Origin of the sequence: Candidatus Blochmannia vicinus (assembly GCA_030020825.1) — a bacterium.
In the GTDB taxonomy this organism is placed as follows: domain Bacteria; phylum Pseudomonadota; class Gammaproteobacteria; order Enterobacterales; family Enterobacteriaceae; genus Blochmanniella; species Blochmanniella vicinus_A.
On record CP125213.1, the window covers coordinates 1 to 18,372 of the forward strand.

General features: G+C 26.4%; 10 protein-coding genes and 3 pseudogenes. 8 read left to right on the forward strand and 5 right to left on the reverse strand.

Annotated features, from left to right (window positions below; translation table 11 throughout):
* Positions 1-1,108, forward strand: a 1,108-nt coding sequence (locus tag QMA81_00005) for an FtsX-like permease family protein (GenBank protein ID WHL24735.1), incomplete at its 5' end; no start/stop codon positions are given.
* 471 nt (positions 1,109-1,579) lie between these two features.
* On the opposite strand, the pseudogene purB reads toward QMA81_00005, so the two are convergent.
* Together purB and mnmA are read right to left on the reverse strand one after the other, a co-directional pair.
* Positions 1,580-2,959 (reverse strand): annotated as a pseudogene (gene purB / locus QMA81_00010) (adenylosuccinate lyase).
* Positions 2,960-3,427: 468 nt separating this feature from the next.
* The gene (gene mnmA, locus QMA81_00015; GenBank protein WHL24736.1) at positions 3,428-4,540 is read right to left on the reverse strand and encodes a tRNA 2-thiouridine(34) synthase MnmA; all 1,113 of its coding nucleotides are present in this window, start codon (positions 4,538-4,540) and stop codon (positions 3,428-3,430) included.
* A 759-nt stretch (positions 4,541-5,299) separates the two neighbouring features.
* Here mnmA and mntR point away from each other — a divergent pair.
* Positions 5,300-5,716, forward strand: a complete 417-nt coding sequence (gene mntR / locus QMA81_00020) for a manganese-binding transcriptional regulator MntR (protein WHL24737.1) — start codon at positions 5,300-5,302, stop codon at positions 5,714-5,716.
* Positions 5,717-6,174: 458 nt separating this feature from the next.
* Positions 6,175-6,741: a transglycosylase SLT domain-containing protein gene (locus QMA81_00025; GenBank protein ID WHL24738.1), complete on the forward strand. Its 567-nt coding sequence runs from the start codon at positions 6,175-6,177 to the stop codon at positions 6,739-6,741.
* Positions 6,742-7,610: 869 nt separating this feature from the next.
* Here QMA81_00025 and QMA81_00030 read toward each other — a convergent pair.
* Entirely contained in the window at positions 7,611-8,249 is a 639-nt protein-coding gene (locus QMA81_00030) for a transcriptional regulator (GenBank protein WHL24739.1), read from the reverse strand.
* Positions 8,250-8,855: 606 nt separating this feature from the next.
* Here QMA81_00030 and QMA81_00035 point away from each other — a divergent pair.
* A complete protein-coding gene (locus QMA81_00035) occupies positions 8,856-11,012 on the forward strand; it encodes a TonB-dependent copper receptor (GenBank protein WHL24740.1) in 2,157 nt (718 codons plus the stop codon).
* A gap of 117 nt (positions 11,013-11,129) precedes the next feature.
* Here QMA81_00035 and infA read toward each other — a convergent pair whose 3' ends face one another.
* Together infA and trxB are read right to left on the reverse strand one after the other, a co-directional pair.
* Positions 11,130-11,348 (reverse strand): translation initiation factor IF-1, encoded by a 219-nt coding sequence (gene infA / locus QMA81_00040; GenBank protein WHL24741.1) that lies wholly within the window; start codon positions 11,346-11,348, stop codon positions 11,130-11,132.
* A 352-nt stretch (positions 11,349-11,700) separates the two neighbouring features.
* Positions 11,701-12,675, reverse strand: coding sequence for a thioredoxin-disulfide reductase (trxB, locus tag QMA81_00045; protein WHL24742.1), 975 nt, complete (start codon positions 12,673-12,675; stop codon positions 11,701-11,703).
* 499 nt (positions 12,676-13,174) lie between these two features.
* On the opposite strand from trxB, the pseudogene QMA81_00050 reads away from it, so the two are divergent.
* The 4 genes and pseudogenes from QMA81_00050 (at position 13,175) to serS (ending at position 18,347) form a co-directional block, all read left to right on the forward strand.
* A pseudogene (locus QMA81_00050) lies at positions 13,175-13,723 on the forward strand (DNA translocase FtsK 4TM domain-containing protein).
* Between the two features lie 693 nt (positions 13,724-14,416).
* A pseudogene (locus QMA81_00055) lies at positions 14,417-15,586 on the forward strand (DNA translocase FtsK).
* 173 nt (positions 15,587-15,759) lie between these two features.
* On the forward strand, positions 15,760-16,377 hold the full coding sequence (gene lolA / locus QMA81_00060) for an outer membrane lipoprotein chaperone LolA (GenBank protein WHL24743.1): 618 nt from the start codon (positions 15,760-15,762) through the stop codon (positions 16,375-16,377).
* 683 nt (positions 16,378-17,060) lie between these two features.
* Positions 17,061-18,347, forward strand: a complete 1,287-nt coding sequence (gene serS, locus QMA81_00065) for a serine--tRNA ligase (protein WHL24744.1) — start codon at positions 17,061-17,063, stop codon at positions 18,345-18,347.
* The last annotated feature ends 25 nt before the right edge of the window (positions 18,348-18,372 follow it).

The following is an 18,372-nucleotide window of genomic DNA, read 5'->3' on the forward strand; positions in this document are numbered from 1 at the left end:
TAATGGGTTTAAATATGAATTAAGTCATCGTATTTTATCGGTTGTTCCGCATGTAGAGATTAAGCCAGTAGGTGCATCAATTATTGATTGGTTGACGGTTTTGAAGCGTGTTCGCCAAATGCCAGAGATTATTTATGCAAATCCTTGTATTAATTTTTCCGGAGTTATTGAATTTAATAATAAATGGCATGTGGTTTATGTTAGAAGTGTAGATTTAATGAAGAAAGTAGATGAAGAAACACTATCGTGTTTTATAGAGAAAGATTTTTCTTGGAAATATTTTTATGAAAACACGAAACAGATTATTTTAGGGAAAGGAATATCAGATGTTCTAGGAATTAAGGTAGGTGATTGGATTACTATTTTAATTGCTCATAATTTTCGTATGGATAACAAATTATTATCATCTAAAAAGATTCGTTTACAAGTATCTGGTATATTAAATTTGAATAGCCAATTAGATTGCAATATTGCCGTAATGTCTTTATTAGATATACAACAGCATTTATGTCCTCATAACACATCGGACATTTCAGGAATAGCTATTAAAATTAATGATATTTTTGTTGCTGATAGAATAGCACATAAAATTGAAAAAATATTTAATCATCAGGTTTATGTGAAAAGCTGGATGGATACTTATGGGTATATTTATAGAGATATTCAAATAGTTCGTGTAATTGTATATTTATCAATGATATTAATGATAAGTATCTCTTGTTTTAATGTAATCGCTATGCTTATTTTATCAATAAAAGATAAAAATTACGATATTGCTTTAATTTATGCATTAGGAGGTAAAAATGTTTTAATTAGAGGTATATTTTTTTGGTATGGATTAATTATTTATATTATTTCTGGTGTTATAGGAACTGGATTAGGTGTTTTTACTTCTTTTAAGTTAACAAATTTAATTACAATTTGTAATGATTTATTAGGAAATAAGATTTTATCAAAAGGAATCTATTTTATTAATTTTTTACCTATTAAACTAAATGGGTGGGATGTATTATTAGTTTTAGGTATAACATTATTACTTGGGGTAGTTACTAGTTGGTATACGGTTTTAAAAACAAAAAAAATAGATTTATCTAAAATATTAAAATGAGAAATTACAATTGCGATTTTTTAGAGCATAATATTCGTATGGTGTATGTAATGATATAGTTGAGTTATAAATAGAATATGAACATTAATTATAGACAATAGACAATAGACAATAGACAATAGACAATAGCGTATATATTTTAATATTTATAAATATTGAATTTAATGTTATTCAATGTTTATAAAATATGATTGTATGAACAAATTTTTATAAAATAATATATTTTTATACGGAAAATTATAATATTAGTGTAATACATGACAGGTTGTATCTTTTTGGAAGGTAATTTAATTAAATGAGTAAGTTATAGTATTAATATTTAATTTTTGTTTTATTTCGTTTTATTCTATCGCTATGGAATAGATGCATTAAATTAAATAATACAATAACTAATGCCTTAGCTTTAGGGTATACGTTAATATAAATTTATATAATGAAATGTTGATTTATGAAATTGATGATATAACATAATTATGTTATATCATCAATTTCATTTGCCATCTCTGCCGCTAAACCTATATAATCAGTTGGGGTTATTTTTTGTAAGCGTATTTTTTCCGTTGTTGGTAATGGTAGTGATTCAATAAAATTTTTTATTTTTTCAGGATTAATATCTGTACTGTCGATAAATTTTTTTGTATCTTCATAAGATTTGTGAATATTATATCGTCTCATAACTGTTTGAATAGCTTCGCTTAATACTGGCCAATGCTTGTTTAATTCATTTAATACGTATTTTTTATTAACTATCAATTTTTTTATTCCTTTTAATACGCTATGGTAGGCGATTAAGGCGTATCCTATAGCCATTCCTAAGCTTCTTAGAACGGTAGAATCGCTTAAATCGCGTTGCCAACGTGATATTGGTAACTTTTCAGAAAAATGATTAAATATGGCATTTGCTAATCCTAAGTTTCCTTCAGAATTTTCAAAGTCTATAGGATTTACTTTGTGTGGCATAGTAGAAGATCCAATTGAAACTTTATTATGGTGTTGTTTGAAATAGTTGAGTGAAATATAACCCCATATATCTCTATTAAAATCTATTAAGATTGTATTGAATCGTGTAATACAGTCAGATAATTCAGCAATATAATCATGCGGTTCTATTTGTGTTGTATATGGGTTATATTCAATTCCTAAAGATGTAACAAATTCTTTGCTAAATTTACGCCAATTTATTTCTGGGTATGCTATTGTATGAGCGTTGTAATTCCCTACGGCACCGTTCATTTTACCTAAAATTTTTATTGATTTTAATTGATTATATTGGCGTATTAGTCGATAGGCAATATTAGCCATTTCTTTTCCAATAGTAGAAGGAGTAGCAGGTTGTCCATGAGTTCTGGATAATAAAGGAATGTCTTTATAATTAATACTCATTTTTTTTATTTCATTAATAATTTGTTTCCAAATAGGCAGTAAAATAGTTTTTTTAGCATTAGTAAGCATTAATCCATATGCAAGGTTGTTAATATCATCCGAAGTACAAGCAAAGTGAATAAATTCCCTGATTTTTTTTAAGTTAGGCAGTATACTTATTTTTTCTTTTAAAAAATACTCTATTGCTTTGATATCATGCTGAATAATTTGTTCTATTTCTTTAATACGTTCTGCATCTTTGATATTAAAATTAACTACTAATTTATTTAAAAAGTTATATTCGATTTGTGTAAAAGGAGGTATTTCTTTAATAGCTGTTGTGTGAGCTAGTTTTTGTAACCAATGAATTTCAATTTTCACTCGAAATTTTAATAGACTAAATTCACTAAAAATACTACGTAAGGCATCAGTTTGCGTATAGTAACGACCATCGATAGGTGATACTACGGTTAAAGGTGATAACTTTATCACTTTTTCTCCTTGTATAATTAAACTAATGAAAGGCTTATACTTATATGGTTATTTTTAAGTTTAATTTTTTATAAAAAGAACATGTGTATTTTATAGGTCTTTTGTATATATTTATAATGAAAAACTTTATTTTTTTATAATCATGAGTGATTATATGCATAATATCATTAATATTAAAAATGTATAAAATAATTATAATAAATTGTAATTGATTATAGTTATAAGGATTAATTTTCAATAAATTTATACTAGTGATCTATTAATATTCTTATTTAAATAATTTTATTTTCAGATAAATATTGGAAGTGTTTGAAAGATTTATGCATGTATAATGAAATTAAATATCAAATATAATGGTTATTGAGTTGTGTTTACTTGTAGTAGTGTTTAATATGTTTAATAGTATTAAATTAATATTTAAATTGATATTTTTCATATTTATTGGGAAAGAACAATTTTTAGAACTTAAGTAATAAAAGGGGTAGTTTTTTCAATGATTCCGCCACCTAAACAATTTTCATGTGAGTAAAACACTGCTGATTGTCCTGGTGTAATTGCTGATACTGGTTTTTTTAAAATAACTTTGAGGTTATTATTAAAAAGAGGATATATATGGCATTGGATATCTGGGTGTCTGTATCTAGTTTTTACTGTACAATATAACGGTGATGTAAGTAGGTTTCTTTTTATCCATTTTACTTTTTTAGTGATAAATTCAATAGACATAAGAAGAGGATGACAGTGCTCTTGTGCTGCAATTAACGTATTATTTTTTATGTCCTTATCTATTACGTACCATGGTTTACCATTTCCTCGTTTGATCCCACCTATATTTAATCCTTTTCTTTGTCCTAAGGTATAAAATGGTACTCCTTGATGTGTGCCAATTTTATCGCCATTTACATTAATTATGAATCCTGGTTGTATTGGTATGTAATTACTAATAAAATTTCTAAATTTGCGTTTACCGATGAAACAAATACCAGTAGAATCTTTTTTGTTTGCTGTAATTAAGTTTAATTCCTTAGCGATACTCCTAACTTGTGATTTATTTAATGTTCCGATAGGAAATAAACATTGTTTAAGTTGTGTATGGCTGAGTGTATATAGAAAATAGCTTTGATCTTTATTTTTATCTAAACCACGCATTAGATAAGTTTCTTGATTCGTATCAATACGGCGTACGTAATGTCCAGTTGCAATAAAATCCGCTTCTAAATCTTCACGTGCGAATTCTAAAAAACATTTGAATTTAATTTCTTTGTTACAGAGTATATCAGGATTAGGAGTTCGACCCATTTTGTATTCTTTTAGAAAGACTTGAAATACACTTTCCCAATATTCTTTAGAAAAATTTATGGTATGTAAATATATACCCAAATGATTACAGACAGAGTAAGCATCTGCTAAATCAGATGCTGATGAGCAGTTTTCATTGCTGTCATCATCCTCCCAGTTTTTCATAAATAATCCTTCTACTTTATATCCTTTTTGTTGTAATATCCATGCGGATACAGAAGAATCTACCCCTCCAGATATGCCAACAATCACCTTTTTTTTACGATGTGTATGTAACATAATATTTACGATCAGATAAAATCTAAATTATTTGTGTAATTAACGATTCAACATTAAAATAAATGCACTATTTTTAGTCATTTTCATTATAAAAGCTAGATGGATAGTATTATAAATTTTTTTATATGGCAAATTTTATATTCATAAAGATGTGATGATATAAATGTATATATTGGTAATAATGTATTAAATAATTTATACTATTTTGTTACATGAAATATAAATATCATAATATTTATATTATACAGATAATAACAGTATTATTTAAGTATATGTTATAGTTCATTTATTTATTTTATTAGTACAATCTGGTTATTAGTCTTTTGTTAACTATATAGATAAAATATGATAGAGCTATGTAACTTTTAAAATGTAATTGGGCATTAGTTAAGATATATGTAATGATTATGGATGAGTGTAAATAATTTTCTTTTTTTATTTAATAGTATAGTAGAACATTTGATTTTGTTTTTATCTAGGCAACATTATTATGTTAGTTAATTTTGTTTATATGTTGATTATATCTTTATATTTTTGTATATAGATCATTTAATATATTTATTGCATAAATATAGAGTATTATAATATATATGCATATTTTTATATGCATATAAAAATAAAATAATGGTAAAAATGTTATGTTTTGAAGAGATATTATAATCTATATATGTTGATAAGGTTTATTATTTAGAATGTAGCATGATATATTTGTTACAACTAAAATAATATGGAGATATTGCTTAATCATTCAAAATTTTTATGAAAACAGTAGATAATTCACAGGGATTCATCCAGGTTAGAGCAGCACATCGTCGTGAGCTTATTGATGATTATATTGAGTTGATTTCAGACTTAATCCAAGAATGTGGAGAAGCTCGTCAAGTAGATTTAGCTTTACGATTAGGAGTAACACAACCAACAGTAGCAAAAATGTTAAAGAAATTAACTGCTTATTCATTAATTGAACATAAACGTTACTGTAGGGTATTATTAACAGAACAAGGAAGACGATTAGCTGATGAAAATCATATACGACATAAAATTGTAAGAACATTTCTCATGGATTTGGGTATTAATAAAAAAACTGCTCAGAGAGATTCAGAAGGTATTGAGCATCATGTCAGCAATGAAACATTATTAGCATTTAGGCAGTTTTCTAAACGATTTAATAAATAATTAATATAACACATATTTATTTGATTAAGTTATTTATCGGTAATATGTGCGCGGTTAAAATTTATCAAGATATATGATTATTATGTAATATTTGCATTTGTTTCTGATATATATATAACTTACAGATGTATTATTTCTTTAATAAATGAGATATTTTCTGCTGTATATAGTAAATTTGTACTTTATATATTTTGTGATAGATAATACATATGATATATACACATATATATCATATGTATGTTGTATATAACTGTTTATATGTATTTTGCATTATAGGAAAACAGATTTTTAAAACATAAAATATTGTTTTGTTTCATAATATTATATATATATTAAATATATATTTTGATTGTAAAAATCATAAAATTATGAAGATATATATAATATATATAGTTATTATTTTTTTACTAACAACTTGCATACAACATAATAATAATAATAATTGTAAAGATAATGTTATGCGTACATTATCTAATAATTTAAGATGTAAAGTAATTAATTCTTCTAAACAAATTACATCGTCAATATATAATGATTGCATTCATCGTTGTGCTGTGAATTATGGAGTAGATGCATCTTTAGTGAAAGCTATTATTCAAGTAGAATCTAACTATGATCCTACTGTGATTAGCAAATCTAATGCTGTTGGATTAATGCAGCTTAAAGCAGATACAGCAGGAAGAGATGCTTATCGTTTAAAAGGATGGAAGGGAGAGCCTAGTATTCATGAATTAAAAAATGCTGTTGTTAATATTGATCTTGGTACTGCTTATTTATCTATATTACAAAAACAATTAGAAGGTATTATTGATTTAAAAACTAGACGTTATGCTGTTATTGTTGCTTATGTAAATGGTTTAAGTGCGTTGTTAAAAATATTTGCTATTGATCGTAGTTATGCTATTGAAAAAATAAATAAGCTTAGTCCAGATCAGTTTTACCAATACATACAATCTCATCATCCATCTGCACAGGCACAACGTTATTTATCTAAAGTTAACTCTATTTATGTTGATCAGGATTAATTATTAATATAATTTATATTATAGTGCTTTATTTCAATTAAAAATTTTTATTAATATACTAATAATGATACCATTATTAGTATATTTATTTGCTACAAATTTATATATACTACATATATATATTTTCCCCGCAATTACTTATCAAAGTAAATAATAAAAAGAATTTAAATGATGCTTGATTGTGAGGAATATATTAGTTTCTAAAGTGTATAGAATAAAATGGTATTATAAATATAGTAATAGGTTTATTTTATATTATTTAATTAAAAATTGTTATGAATATAAATGAACTGTATGTGATTTAAATAAATAAGATAAAATGTGCGCTTTTTATTTTGATAAAGATCTTAAAATTGTATATATGAAAGACACGCGTTGAGTTTATTTATGGCTTAATTATGTTTATATAGGGAGGAATTATGTTTTGTTAATGGTCAGAATTATTATAATAAATAATCGTGTTTATATTAAATATAAAGATTGTAATTTTATAATATATCTTTCATGATTAGATTAGCACATTTTTATTAAATGTTTGAAACATAGTCTTTTATAAAAAATATTGTTGTGATAATGATTATTAATTATATGTTGATATTTTTAAATTTTAATAAAAAGGGAGAACTAGCTTTAATTTGATTGATTTTTATGATGCGTATAAATGGAAATTTTTTATTAAATAGTTGTTTTTATTAGAATAAAATGTATTGGATACAAGACATTGGTTCTACAATTGAAAGTAGTTGTTAAAATATATTATGGGTTCTGGATATTTATTAGTTTACTGATTAGTAACTTAGGACTGGAGATCATGCGTGATAGAATAAAGCTTTTATAAGTTAGTTTATTATATCATATCTCTGATTATTTCATGTAATTTCTGTACATTGAATAGTACAGCCACTGCAATCCAATCCCGGTTCTGAATGAAAAGTACAAATACTACATGAGTTTATTTCTTTGCAACAATATAATTTAATGTGATCTTTTTTGGTATATAAATAAACAAAACCGATACTGAATAATATTGCTACCGTTGTTGTGAGAGTCATCATATACTTTATATGAGTTTTTATATTTAGTAAAGCAGAAGATGGTATGTTATTATTTTTATCTATGGTTTTATGTAGAGTAGAAGATATACATGATGGAATTTCTTCATTTATTTTTTCTATAGTTAATTGGCTGTTTAGTTTCAAACCTCGTTTAGGCATAGTTATAATAGATGAAGGATCTAATCCAAAATAGGTTAAAGTTTTTCGTATTAAACTAATTTGTTGGTTTAAGTTTCCGTTAGATGGCTCGAGTCCATAAGCTCTCCATACAATTGAAAATAAATGGTCTCGAGTAACTGGGGTATCGGGATCAATATTTTGTTGTCTAATAAGTTCTTCTAACACTCGTCCCGCAGAATTAGATAATTTCACTGATGCGTTAGAGTCAGTTAACGATGTCAAAATGTATTCTGCGGTATTAAATATTATAGTTGATTGAATGACATATTTCATTTAGTTACTCTATATGAACTGTATACGGATTAAGCAACGTTTATGCCAGCTATTTATATATAATCTAAAATAATAGTATTTTATTATTAAAATTTGTGGTTAACATAATGTTAATAATAAGATCATATCTTTTGGCATTTTCATAATCTATTGTTAGATAGTATAATAATATGCTATAAAAATCTAGCACATTAGTAAATGTGTATTGCTTAATAATAATAGATATATGATATGGTTATATATCTATCTATCTATCTATATCGACGATATAGAAGTTGTTTAGTTAATTCTGATATTACATAAATAATATAATATATATGCATTAAAATTTTAGTTGGTTGTAACATAGAAAGTATTTAGGTTTAATTTATATAAAAATAGTATTTTTATATAAATAATTATATGTATGTATAATTTTTTAAGTATTATGATAGTTAAAATGATTTAAAATAATGTATTTGTATAATTAGAAATATGTGTTTAAGTTTAGGTCATTTGTATTATTAAATCACCTGATATTTTATTGAATAATGTTAATTTTTAACATGTATGTTGTAGTTGTTATATTAGTATTTGTAAAATCATTTAATAACTATGAGTATGGATATGAAATGTAGCACATTTTTCTATAGTTTTAAAACATTAGTTTATAAAATATTGTTTTTGATATATTTTGATTTGATTGTGATTATTTTTAATAACTCTCAAGCTAATTTAAATGATATCTCTATTGGGAACAGATCTAAAAATACTTTAATGTCAGTATCTGATGATATACAAAGAACACCTACATTATGTCATCAAATAAAGATGCATGATGATATAATGACTATTATTTCATTAAAAAATTCTCCATTGATTTTTACTGCTTCTCCTGCAAGGTCCTTGCAATCATTGTATGTAACTGATGCAGCTGATTATTTAAAAAATATCACAGGGTTTACTGCTATTCGTAACGGAGGAGTTAATAGCGAACCAGTTTTTCGTGGGATGTTTGGGTCTCGAATACGTATTTTAATGGATAATGGTGAGATACTTGGCGCTTGTTTTTCTCATATGGATCCTATTAGTGCTTATATTGCTCCAGAAACTTTTGATATTTTAAATATTATTAAAGGGCCTCAGACAGTGCTATGGGGGCCTGTAACATCTGGAGCTACATTGCAATTCGAACGATACAATCCTAGTTTTGATAAATCAAAAATTCAATTACGCAGTAATGTAATGATTGGAGCAAATAATAAAGTAGATAAAAATGTAGATAGTATTATAGGAAGTAAATATGGTTATCTTAGATTAATAGGTAATCTTTCTCAGTCAGACGATTATTATGATGGTAATAAACATAGAGTACATTCCGCGTGGTATAAATGGAATGCTGATGCAATTTTGTCGTTAAATTTAAATGAAGATACACATTTAGAGATTAGTTTAGGGCAAGGCAATGGTAATGCAAATTATGCTGTTCGATCTATGGATGGGTTATGTTTTGCTAGAGAAAGTTATGGAATGAAAGTAGAAATTACAGATATGATGAAAAAATTAGATAAAATTGAGTTGCAAACTTGGCATAATTATGTAAGCCATATTATGGCTGATACTGTATCTCGTGTTACAGGTTTATCTGTTAAAAAGTGTTGTGGTTTTAATAATGATATTGAAAATAATGTTGATCGATTAATATGGGGTGCGCGAGGTATTGCAACAACCCAATGGGATAATATTAAATGTTATAGTGGAGCAGATGTGCAAGTTAATAAACATAGAGAACACGTAAAATCTAGTTCTAACTGGGAAAAAGATATTGTGTCTCAAGATATTGGTATATTTACTGAGTTAATTGTGAATTCATTGTCAAGTAAAAGATTTATTGGAGGTACGCGACTGGAATACAGTGTAGTTAATTTCAATAATTGTTCTAAATACAACAAACGGTATAGTATTACATATCCTGCGGGATTTATACGCTATGAGGATAGTGTGAATCCATTGTTATCGTATTATGTTGGTGTAGGAACAAGTTTTCGTTTTCCTGATTATTGGGAGTTATTTTCTAATAGATTTAATCAAAATATTGATAGTAATGTAGAAAATGTTTTAGAACTAAAACCTGAGAAGGTCGTGCAGATGGATATAGGAGCGAATTTTCAACATCTGCAAATGGGTGGATGGATATCATCTTATGCTGGATATGTTAGAGATTTTATTTTATGTAGTTATTATAATGATATTATACCATATGATGGTGGGATTAATTATACAAAAAATATTAATGCTAAGATATTCGGAACTGAAGTAGGATTAAATTATCAATTTAATGATCATTGGCGCACTGAAAGTAATGTATCATGGTTTTGGGGTGTAAATGTAGATGATAATCGTTCTTTACCTAAAATTCCTCCATTGGAAGGCAAAGTAACATGTCAATGGGTAAAGGGATGTTACAGCATTACTGCTTTGTGGAGATTTTCATTTCCACAATCTAATAATTTATTTATTTCTTCAGTTCCTATTACTTCTGAGAATATGTTATTGAATCCTCGAGCAAATTATAATACTTCAGGATTTGGAGTATTATCTACACATGTAGCATGGACTAACTCTCAATTTTATAAATTTAGCATTGGTGTAGATAATTTGTTAAATCATAATTATAGGGAATATTCTAATTTATATGTGCATAAACGGTTTGGATATCCTACTGGAACATTAATGTATGAACCAGGCCGTGTTTGGTGGATGAAATTGGGGATAGTACTATAAGTTAAAACAGATAAATACAAGAAATTTACAATTTATGTAAACACAGTTCAGTTAGTATATATTTAAAATTGTCTAATTTTTTAAAATATGTATGAAAAGTGTTAATTCTTAATGTTATTATCTGCTACGAAAGATAATTCTTCCTTTACTCAAATCATATGGTGTAAGTTCAACAGTTACTTTATCTCCTGTTAGTATTCGAATATAATTTTTTCTTATTTTTCCAGAAATATGCGCTACAATGATATGTCCATTCTCTAATTTTACACGAAACATTGTATTAGGTAAAGTGTCCAATACGACACCATGCATTTCAAAATTATCTTCTTTTGTCATTAGGCCCTCTGCAAAATTAAATTATAATCTAAAATTTTATCATCAGATATTGGATGATTAAGTAGTATCTAGTGACTAATATTTTAGTTCTAAAAAATTTAAAAAATAGTTACTTGTGCATCTTCTTTGATTATTCTATTATTACTGTGATTGTATTATTACAATGACAGTATTGTCAGTGATAAATAAATATACAGTAAGATTTAGTTTAGTATGAACTTTATTTTATTTACGTATTGCTGTGTATGAAATTTAATGTAAATGAACTTACATATGTAAGTGATGCTATTTATTTTATTTTATCATGAATATGTAGTTGTATAATGATTCTTATTTATTATGATTTATTAAGTCATAAGTTAGTATTATTAATAGTGGATAAGTAGCGCTCAGCATCAATTGCGGCCATACAACCAGAGCCAGCAGCAGTAATTGCTTGACGATAGTTGTGATCCATTACGTCTCCTGCTGCAAATATTCCCGGGATAGAAGTGGCTGTTATGTTTCCATTAGTACCAGACTGTACATAAATGTATCCATTATTGTTTAATACGAGTTGATTGCTGAATATAGCAGTGTTTGGATTATATCCAATAGCAATGAATACACCTTGAAGAATTACAGTGTGTTTTTTATTTAGCTGAGTTACGTCTTTTAAACATAATCCAGTAACATTTATACCATCTCCTAATATTTCTTCAACAATATGATTGAGATGTAAAAAAATATTACCATTTTTCACTTTGTTCATAAGTCTGTTAATTAATATTTTTTCTGCTTTAAACTGATTACGACGGTGAATAAGATGAACTTCAGCGGCAATATTAGATAAGTATAAACTTTCTTCTACTGCTGTATTGCCACCTCCAACTACTGCAACAATTTGTTTTTTGAAGAAAAATCCGTCACATGTAGCACATGAGGATACACCTTTGCCTTTATATTTTTCTTCAGAGGGAAGACCAAGGTTGCGAGCAAATCCTCCTGTACTTATGATTAATGCATCGCATGTATATTCATACATATTTCCATATAAATAAAAAGGGTATTGTTTAAAATCTACTTTAATGATATGATCAGGGATGATTTCGGTGTGTAAATGCACAGCATGTGCGTTCATACGATTCATTAATATAGGTCCGGTAAGATTTTTAGGGTCTCCAGGCCAATTTTCTATATCTGTAGTGGTGTTTAGTTGTCCTCCTATCTCTAATCCAGTAATTAGTACAGGACTTAAATTAGCTCGTGCCGCATAGATGGCTGCGGTATATCCAGCGGGACCTGCTCCCAATATAAGTAACTTGCAATGTTTTTTAATTGTTGTCATGTGATGTACCTCATATAGCAATCGAATAAAATTCGATTGCTTCTTTACTTATATTGTATGTAGTATATTTTAATGTCTTAAATATTAATCTTTAAATTTTATTGTATATATAGTTATATAACAGTAATGATACTAATATGTAGTTAGATAATTTAAATTTTTAAATAAGCTTCAAACAAAAATCATGAAAACACTATTTTCTTCGTCATGTAATAAACTTTCGTGACTACTTTTAATTTATATACCCAGTAACATATTATAAGATTATGCATATAATATATGCAAGTCTTTGTAAAAAATTAAAAATGTTTTTAGTTTTTATTTAATAAATTAATGCTTGTTAAATATGTGTACATAGCGTTTAAATAATGTAGTAAACTAATTATCCTTCATAATCTGTATAAATTGGCATGTTAACATAATTATATATAGATATATATAACATTAAACGTTAAATTTTAATATTAATTTAAAAGTATTATTTTTAAATTTAATAAGAATGTTAGATATATACAGATCACTATTAATATATATTATTGGATATTTAAGTAAAGGAAGAGATATTTTAGTGATTAATTTTATATTCATTAGTATAAGTATAATTTTATTATATTTAATTGTCATATTAATTAGTTTTGATCCGGCAGATCCTGGATGGTTACAGATTAAATGGCATGGATCAATACATAATCTCGGAGGAATTTTAGGAGCAAAACTTTCTGATTTTTTGTTTTTTGTTTTTGGCATTCCAGCTTATATGATTCCGTTTTTTATATTATTTTATATTTTCAGGATTTATGCACGAGGGAGTTGTATTACTATTTTTGAATTTTTTTTTAAATTAATAGGAATATTAATATTATTATTTGTGTGTTGTGGATTAACTAATTTAATTGTTGATGATCTTTTTTATTTTTCTTCTGGAGGCATAGTAGGAAGTATATTATGTGATTTTATTTTATTTCATGAAAAAATAACTTATTATACCAGTTTTATTTTGTTTTTTTTGATCGTAATTATTGATCTTATAGTTTTTTTTAATCGATTTTTTAAGATGATTGTAAAAATTATTAAAAATCAATTATATCTTTTTGTATCTTATTTAAGAGTATTATTTTTGTATGATAAAAAATTTAGATTTAAATTTAATTATCGACAATCATGGCGTAACAAGCGTGCATATCCGTCAATTTTTTCCATGCAAGAATCTAATTTCTTTAAAAAAAAATTGGTAAATAATTTATTAAATATACACATTATCCCTAATGTATCTGAAAATATTAATAGATCTATTAAACAGTTTAATCCTGTTTTAAAAAAAAATTTTTTTAAAAAACAATATATTGTACTAATGAAAATATTTATTAAAAATTTCAGTTTTATTAAAAATCTATTGTCTAACTTTAGATTATGTATAAATAAAGCAAGATTCAAGTATTATATAAAAAAATATATTAATAGCATCTTTTTCGTGCGAAAAAGTCGTTCTATAAGAATTAATAAATATAATAAGAAGGTTTTGAACAATTTTAAAATGTGTTGTATTGAAGAAAAAGAACAAAAAAATAATGTTGTATTGGTGCAAGATTCGGATATGGATCGTGTTGATATAAAAGATAGTCAGAATATAAAACCGATTATGTTTATTAATAAAGATAAAATGCAACATGTATCTTTATTTAAGCATATAGGAGCTTCAATGGTACATAGAAAGTTAGGTTATGATAAGAAAGTTTTTATACTGCCGGATATAAATTTATTAACTACATCTAAATCAGAAAAAAATACGAACTTATTGGAATTAAAAAAAATTTCTCGGTTATTGGAATCCAAATTAGCAGAATATCATATTACAGCAAATGTAGCTAATATTATTTCTGGTCCAGTAATTACTCGATTTGAATTAAATTTATCACCAGGTATAAAATCTTCAAAAATTTCCAGTTTATCACGTGATTTGGCACGTGTTTTATATACAGATTCTGTTAGGGTAGTAGAGGTAATTCCTGGTACTCCATATGTAGGATTAGAAATCCCTAATAAAAAGCGTAGTATAGTATATTTGGGCGATATAATAAGTTCAGAGCAATTTAGGAATATTAATACTCTATTACCGTTAGTTTTAGGTAAAGATGTATCTGGACATCCTTTGATAATAGATTTGAAATCTATGCCTCATTTATTAGTTGCTGGAACTACTGGATCAGGTAAGTCTGTAGGAATTAATGCTATGATTGTTAGTATTTTATATAAGGCAACGCCAGAAGAAGTATGTTTTATTATGATTGATCCTAAAATTTTAGAATTATCAATATATTCAGGTATTCCTCATTTGTTAAAGCAGGTTATTACTGATATGGAAGAAGTTTATGAAGCATTACAATGGTGTATAAAAGAAATGGAGCGTCGTTATAAGCTGATGGCTATACTTGGTGTACGGAATTTGGAAAATTATAATAGACGTATAGAGCAATTTTATTCTAAAAAATATATGCAACACGATACTGCAAGTAAATTTATTAATGATAAAACAGTAACTTTTCCTAATGCTTTGGAAAAATTACCTTATATTGTAATTATTGTAGATGAATTTTCAGATTTGATAGTAACAACAAAAAAAGTAAAAGAGTTAGTAATTCGTTTAACACAAAAAGCTCGTGCTGCTGGAATTCATGTAATATTGGCAACACAAAGACCATCGGTAGATGTGATTACTGGATTAATTAAAGCAAATATCCCAGCACGTATAGCTTTTACTGTGTCAAGTAAAATAGATTCTCATACTATTCTTGGTCAATCTGGAGCAGAATCATTGTTAGGTGTAGGTGATATGTTATATTTGGGGCCTAATTCTTCTGTATCTACCCGAGTGCATGGTGCATTTATAGAAGATCAAGAAATATATGAGGTAGCTAATTTTTGGAAAAACCAGGTGGCTAATTTGTAATCTTTTGGATATACTGAAGAAAGATCATGTTATTACGCATGTAGAATTGTTATATAAGTGTAATAAACATATACATATTTTTGTATGGTCTTAATATACGTGGTGTATATCTATCATGAATAGAAATTTAATTAAATATGATTAATCAAGTAGTATATATCATTTTTTTTAGTGTTGCTGTAATTATTTCAGCAATAGCTGATGATACATCTGTTATCACATTACGAAATCGCCTGAAAAAAATAAATGATTTTTATGCACGGTTTACTCAAAAAGTTATTAGTGCTAATAATGACATATTATTAGAGGGCCATGGGGAACTTTGGGTAAAGCGGCCTAACCTATTTAATTGGCATATGATATTTCCTGAAGAAAATTTTTTAATTTCTGATGGGAAAACACTTTGGTTTTATATTCCTTTTATTAAACAAGTTACTGCGTATTGGTTACAGAATTTTTCTGACAATATTTTATTTATGTTATTTTCTGATAACAACGTATATAAATGGGATAATTATAATGTAATTCAGAAAGGAGATTGTTTTTATTTGATACCAATGTGCGATAATTGTAATTTACAAGAATGTAGAGTTAAAATAAGTGACTGTGGTAGAATTGAGCGGTTTAGTGTTTTTGAAAAAAAAGACCAATATGTAGATTATTATTTATTAGATCAAAATAATAATACAATCGATATAAGAAAATTTAATTTTGCTCTTTCTGAAGATATTCAACTAGATGAGCAAAGAGAATAATATATATTAATTAATAAATTTATATTTAGTCTAATAATTATAAAATTATTATTTTTTCCATATAAAAATTGAAAGTATATGTGGTACGTGTAAGTGAAATCTTATTGTTAAGTTAACAAAAAATTGGTGTATCTTATATATTAATATTATTTTAGGAAAATTTGTTACTTACTTTTAGTAACCCAGTTAAATATTATCATTTTATAATAAAAAATTATATCAAATCTATGATTTGGCGTATTTGTAATAATAGAGTTTTTTGAGGTTATTATATTTATGTACACAATTTTTTAAATGAAATATTAATTGCGCATTACATTAAGTAATGTGAGTGAAATTTTCATATGTTGATGTATTTATTATTTAATTAATATGTAATAAAACTATTTTCGCTATTTATAAATAAAAAATTTAATAAACACTAATTACGTAGTATATATAGTTTTATACTAATTGATAAATTTTATATTGTTCTTATAAGAAAGGACAATTTTTTTAAATAAGGAATACTAATTATTATCATGCTTTATAGTGTGCGTATAAAAATTAATAAATAAATTATTTTTATTAAGAGTGGTATTGCTTTATATAAGCAGAATAAATAAGTGGGCAATTTTATTGTGGTAATTAAAATAAACTATTAATGTTTTCATATCTGATGAAACAGATAATGTAGGTTAAATATGTTAGATCCCAATTTATTGCGTAGCAATCTTGATTTGGTTATTGAAAAACTTGCTCGCAGAAAATTTATATTTAATACCGATAAATTTAGTCAACAAGAGAGTTTGCGTAAGATTTTACAGAAAAAAACTGAAAATTTACAGACTGAACGTAAAGTTAAGGCTAAAATTATAGGAATGGCTAAGATGCGTGGGGAGAATGTGGAATTTTTATGTCAAGAAGCATATGTGTTAGGAAAAAAATTAACTTCACTTAAATTAGAAAGTAAAACATTACAAAAAATAATTAGACAGTATGAATTATCTTTACCAAATATTCCAGATGATCAAGTACCTTATGGATTTAGTGATCAAGATAATTTAGAAATAATGCGTTGGGGGGATCCTGGTCAATATAATTTCCCATTGCAGGATCATACGGAACTGGGTGTGTCGACTAATGGTTTAAGTTTTTCTAACGCAACGAAGTTAACTGGGGCGCGTTTTGTTGTAATGAAAGGACAAATAGCACATTTGCACCGTGCTTTATCTCAATTTATGATAGATTTACATACTAAAACCCATGGATATGAAGAATATTATTTGCCATATCTAGTAAATGAAATGTCTTTATATGGCTCAGGTCAATTACCAAAATTTTATGAAGATTTATTTCATATTAAGTACTTAGGATCTGACACTAATCCTTATACATTAATACCTACCGCTGAAGTACCGTTAATAAATTTAGTTCGTGACGTAATTCTTGATGAACAGGAATTACCAATTAAGATGATTGCTCATACTCCATGTTTTCGTTCTGAAGCTGGATCATATGGTCATAATACTCGTGGGTTGATTAGAATGCATCAATTTGATAAAGTTGAACTAGTGCAAATAGTTCATCCAGATAAATCTATGCAGACACTAGAAGAAATAACTGGTCATGCAGAACAAGTCTTACAATTACTTAAGTTACCATATAGAAAAATGTTATTATGTACGGGGAATATTGGATTTTCTTCTTGTAAAACATATGATTTAGAAGTATGGCTTCCAGCATCCAATACTTATTGCGAGATTTCTTCTTGTTCGAATGTTGGAGATTTTCAAGCGCGTCGTATAAAAGCACGCTATCGGGGAAAGAATCATAGAAAAACAAAATTTTTGCACACTTTAAATGCCTCTGGAGTAGCAGTAGGTAGGGCATTAGCGGCAGTGCTTGAAAATTATCAATTAGAAGACGGGCGTATAGCGATCCCCACAGTATTATATTCATATATGGATGGGATAACACATATTAATTAAATGGACTTAATTAAATGGACTATTG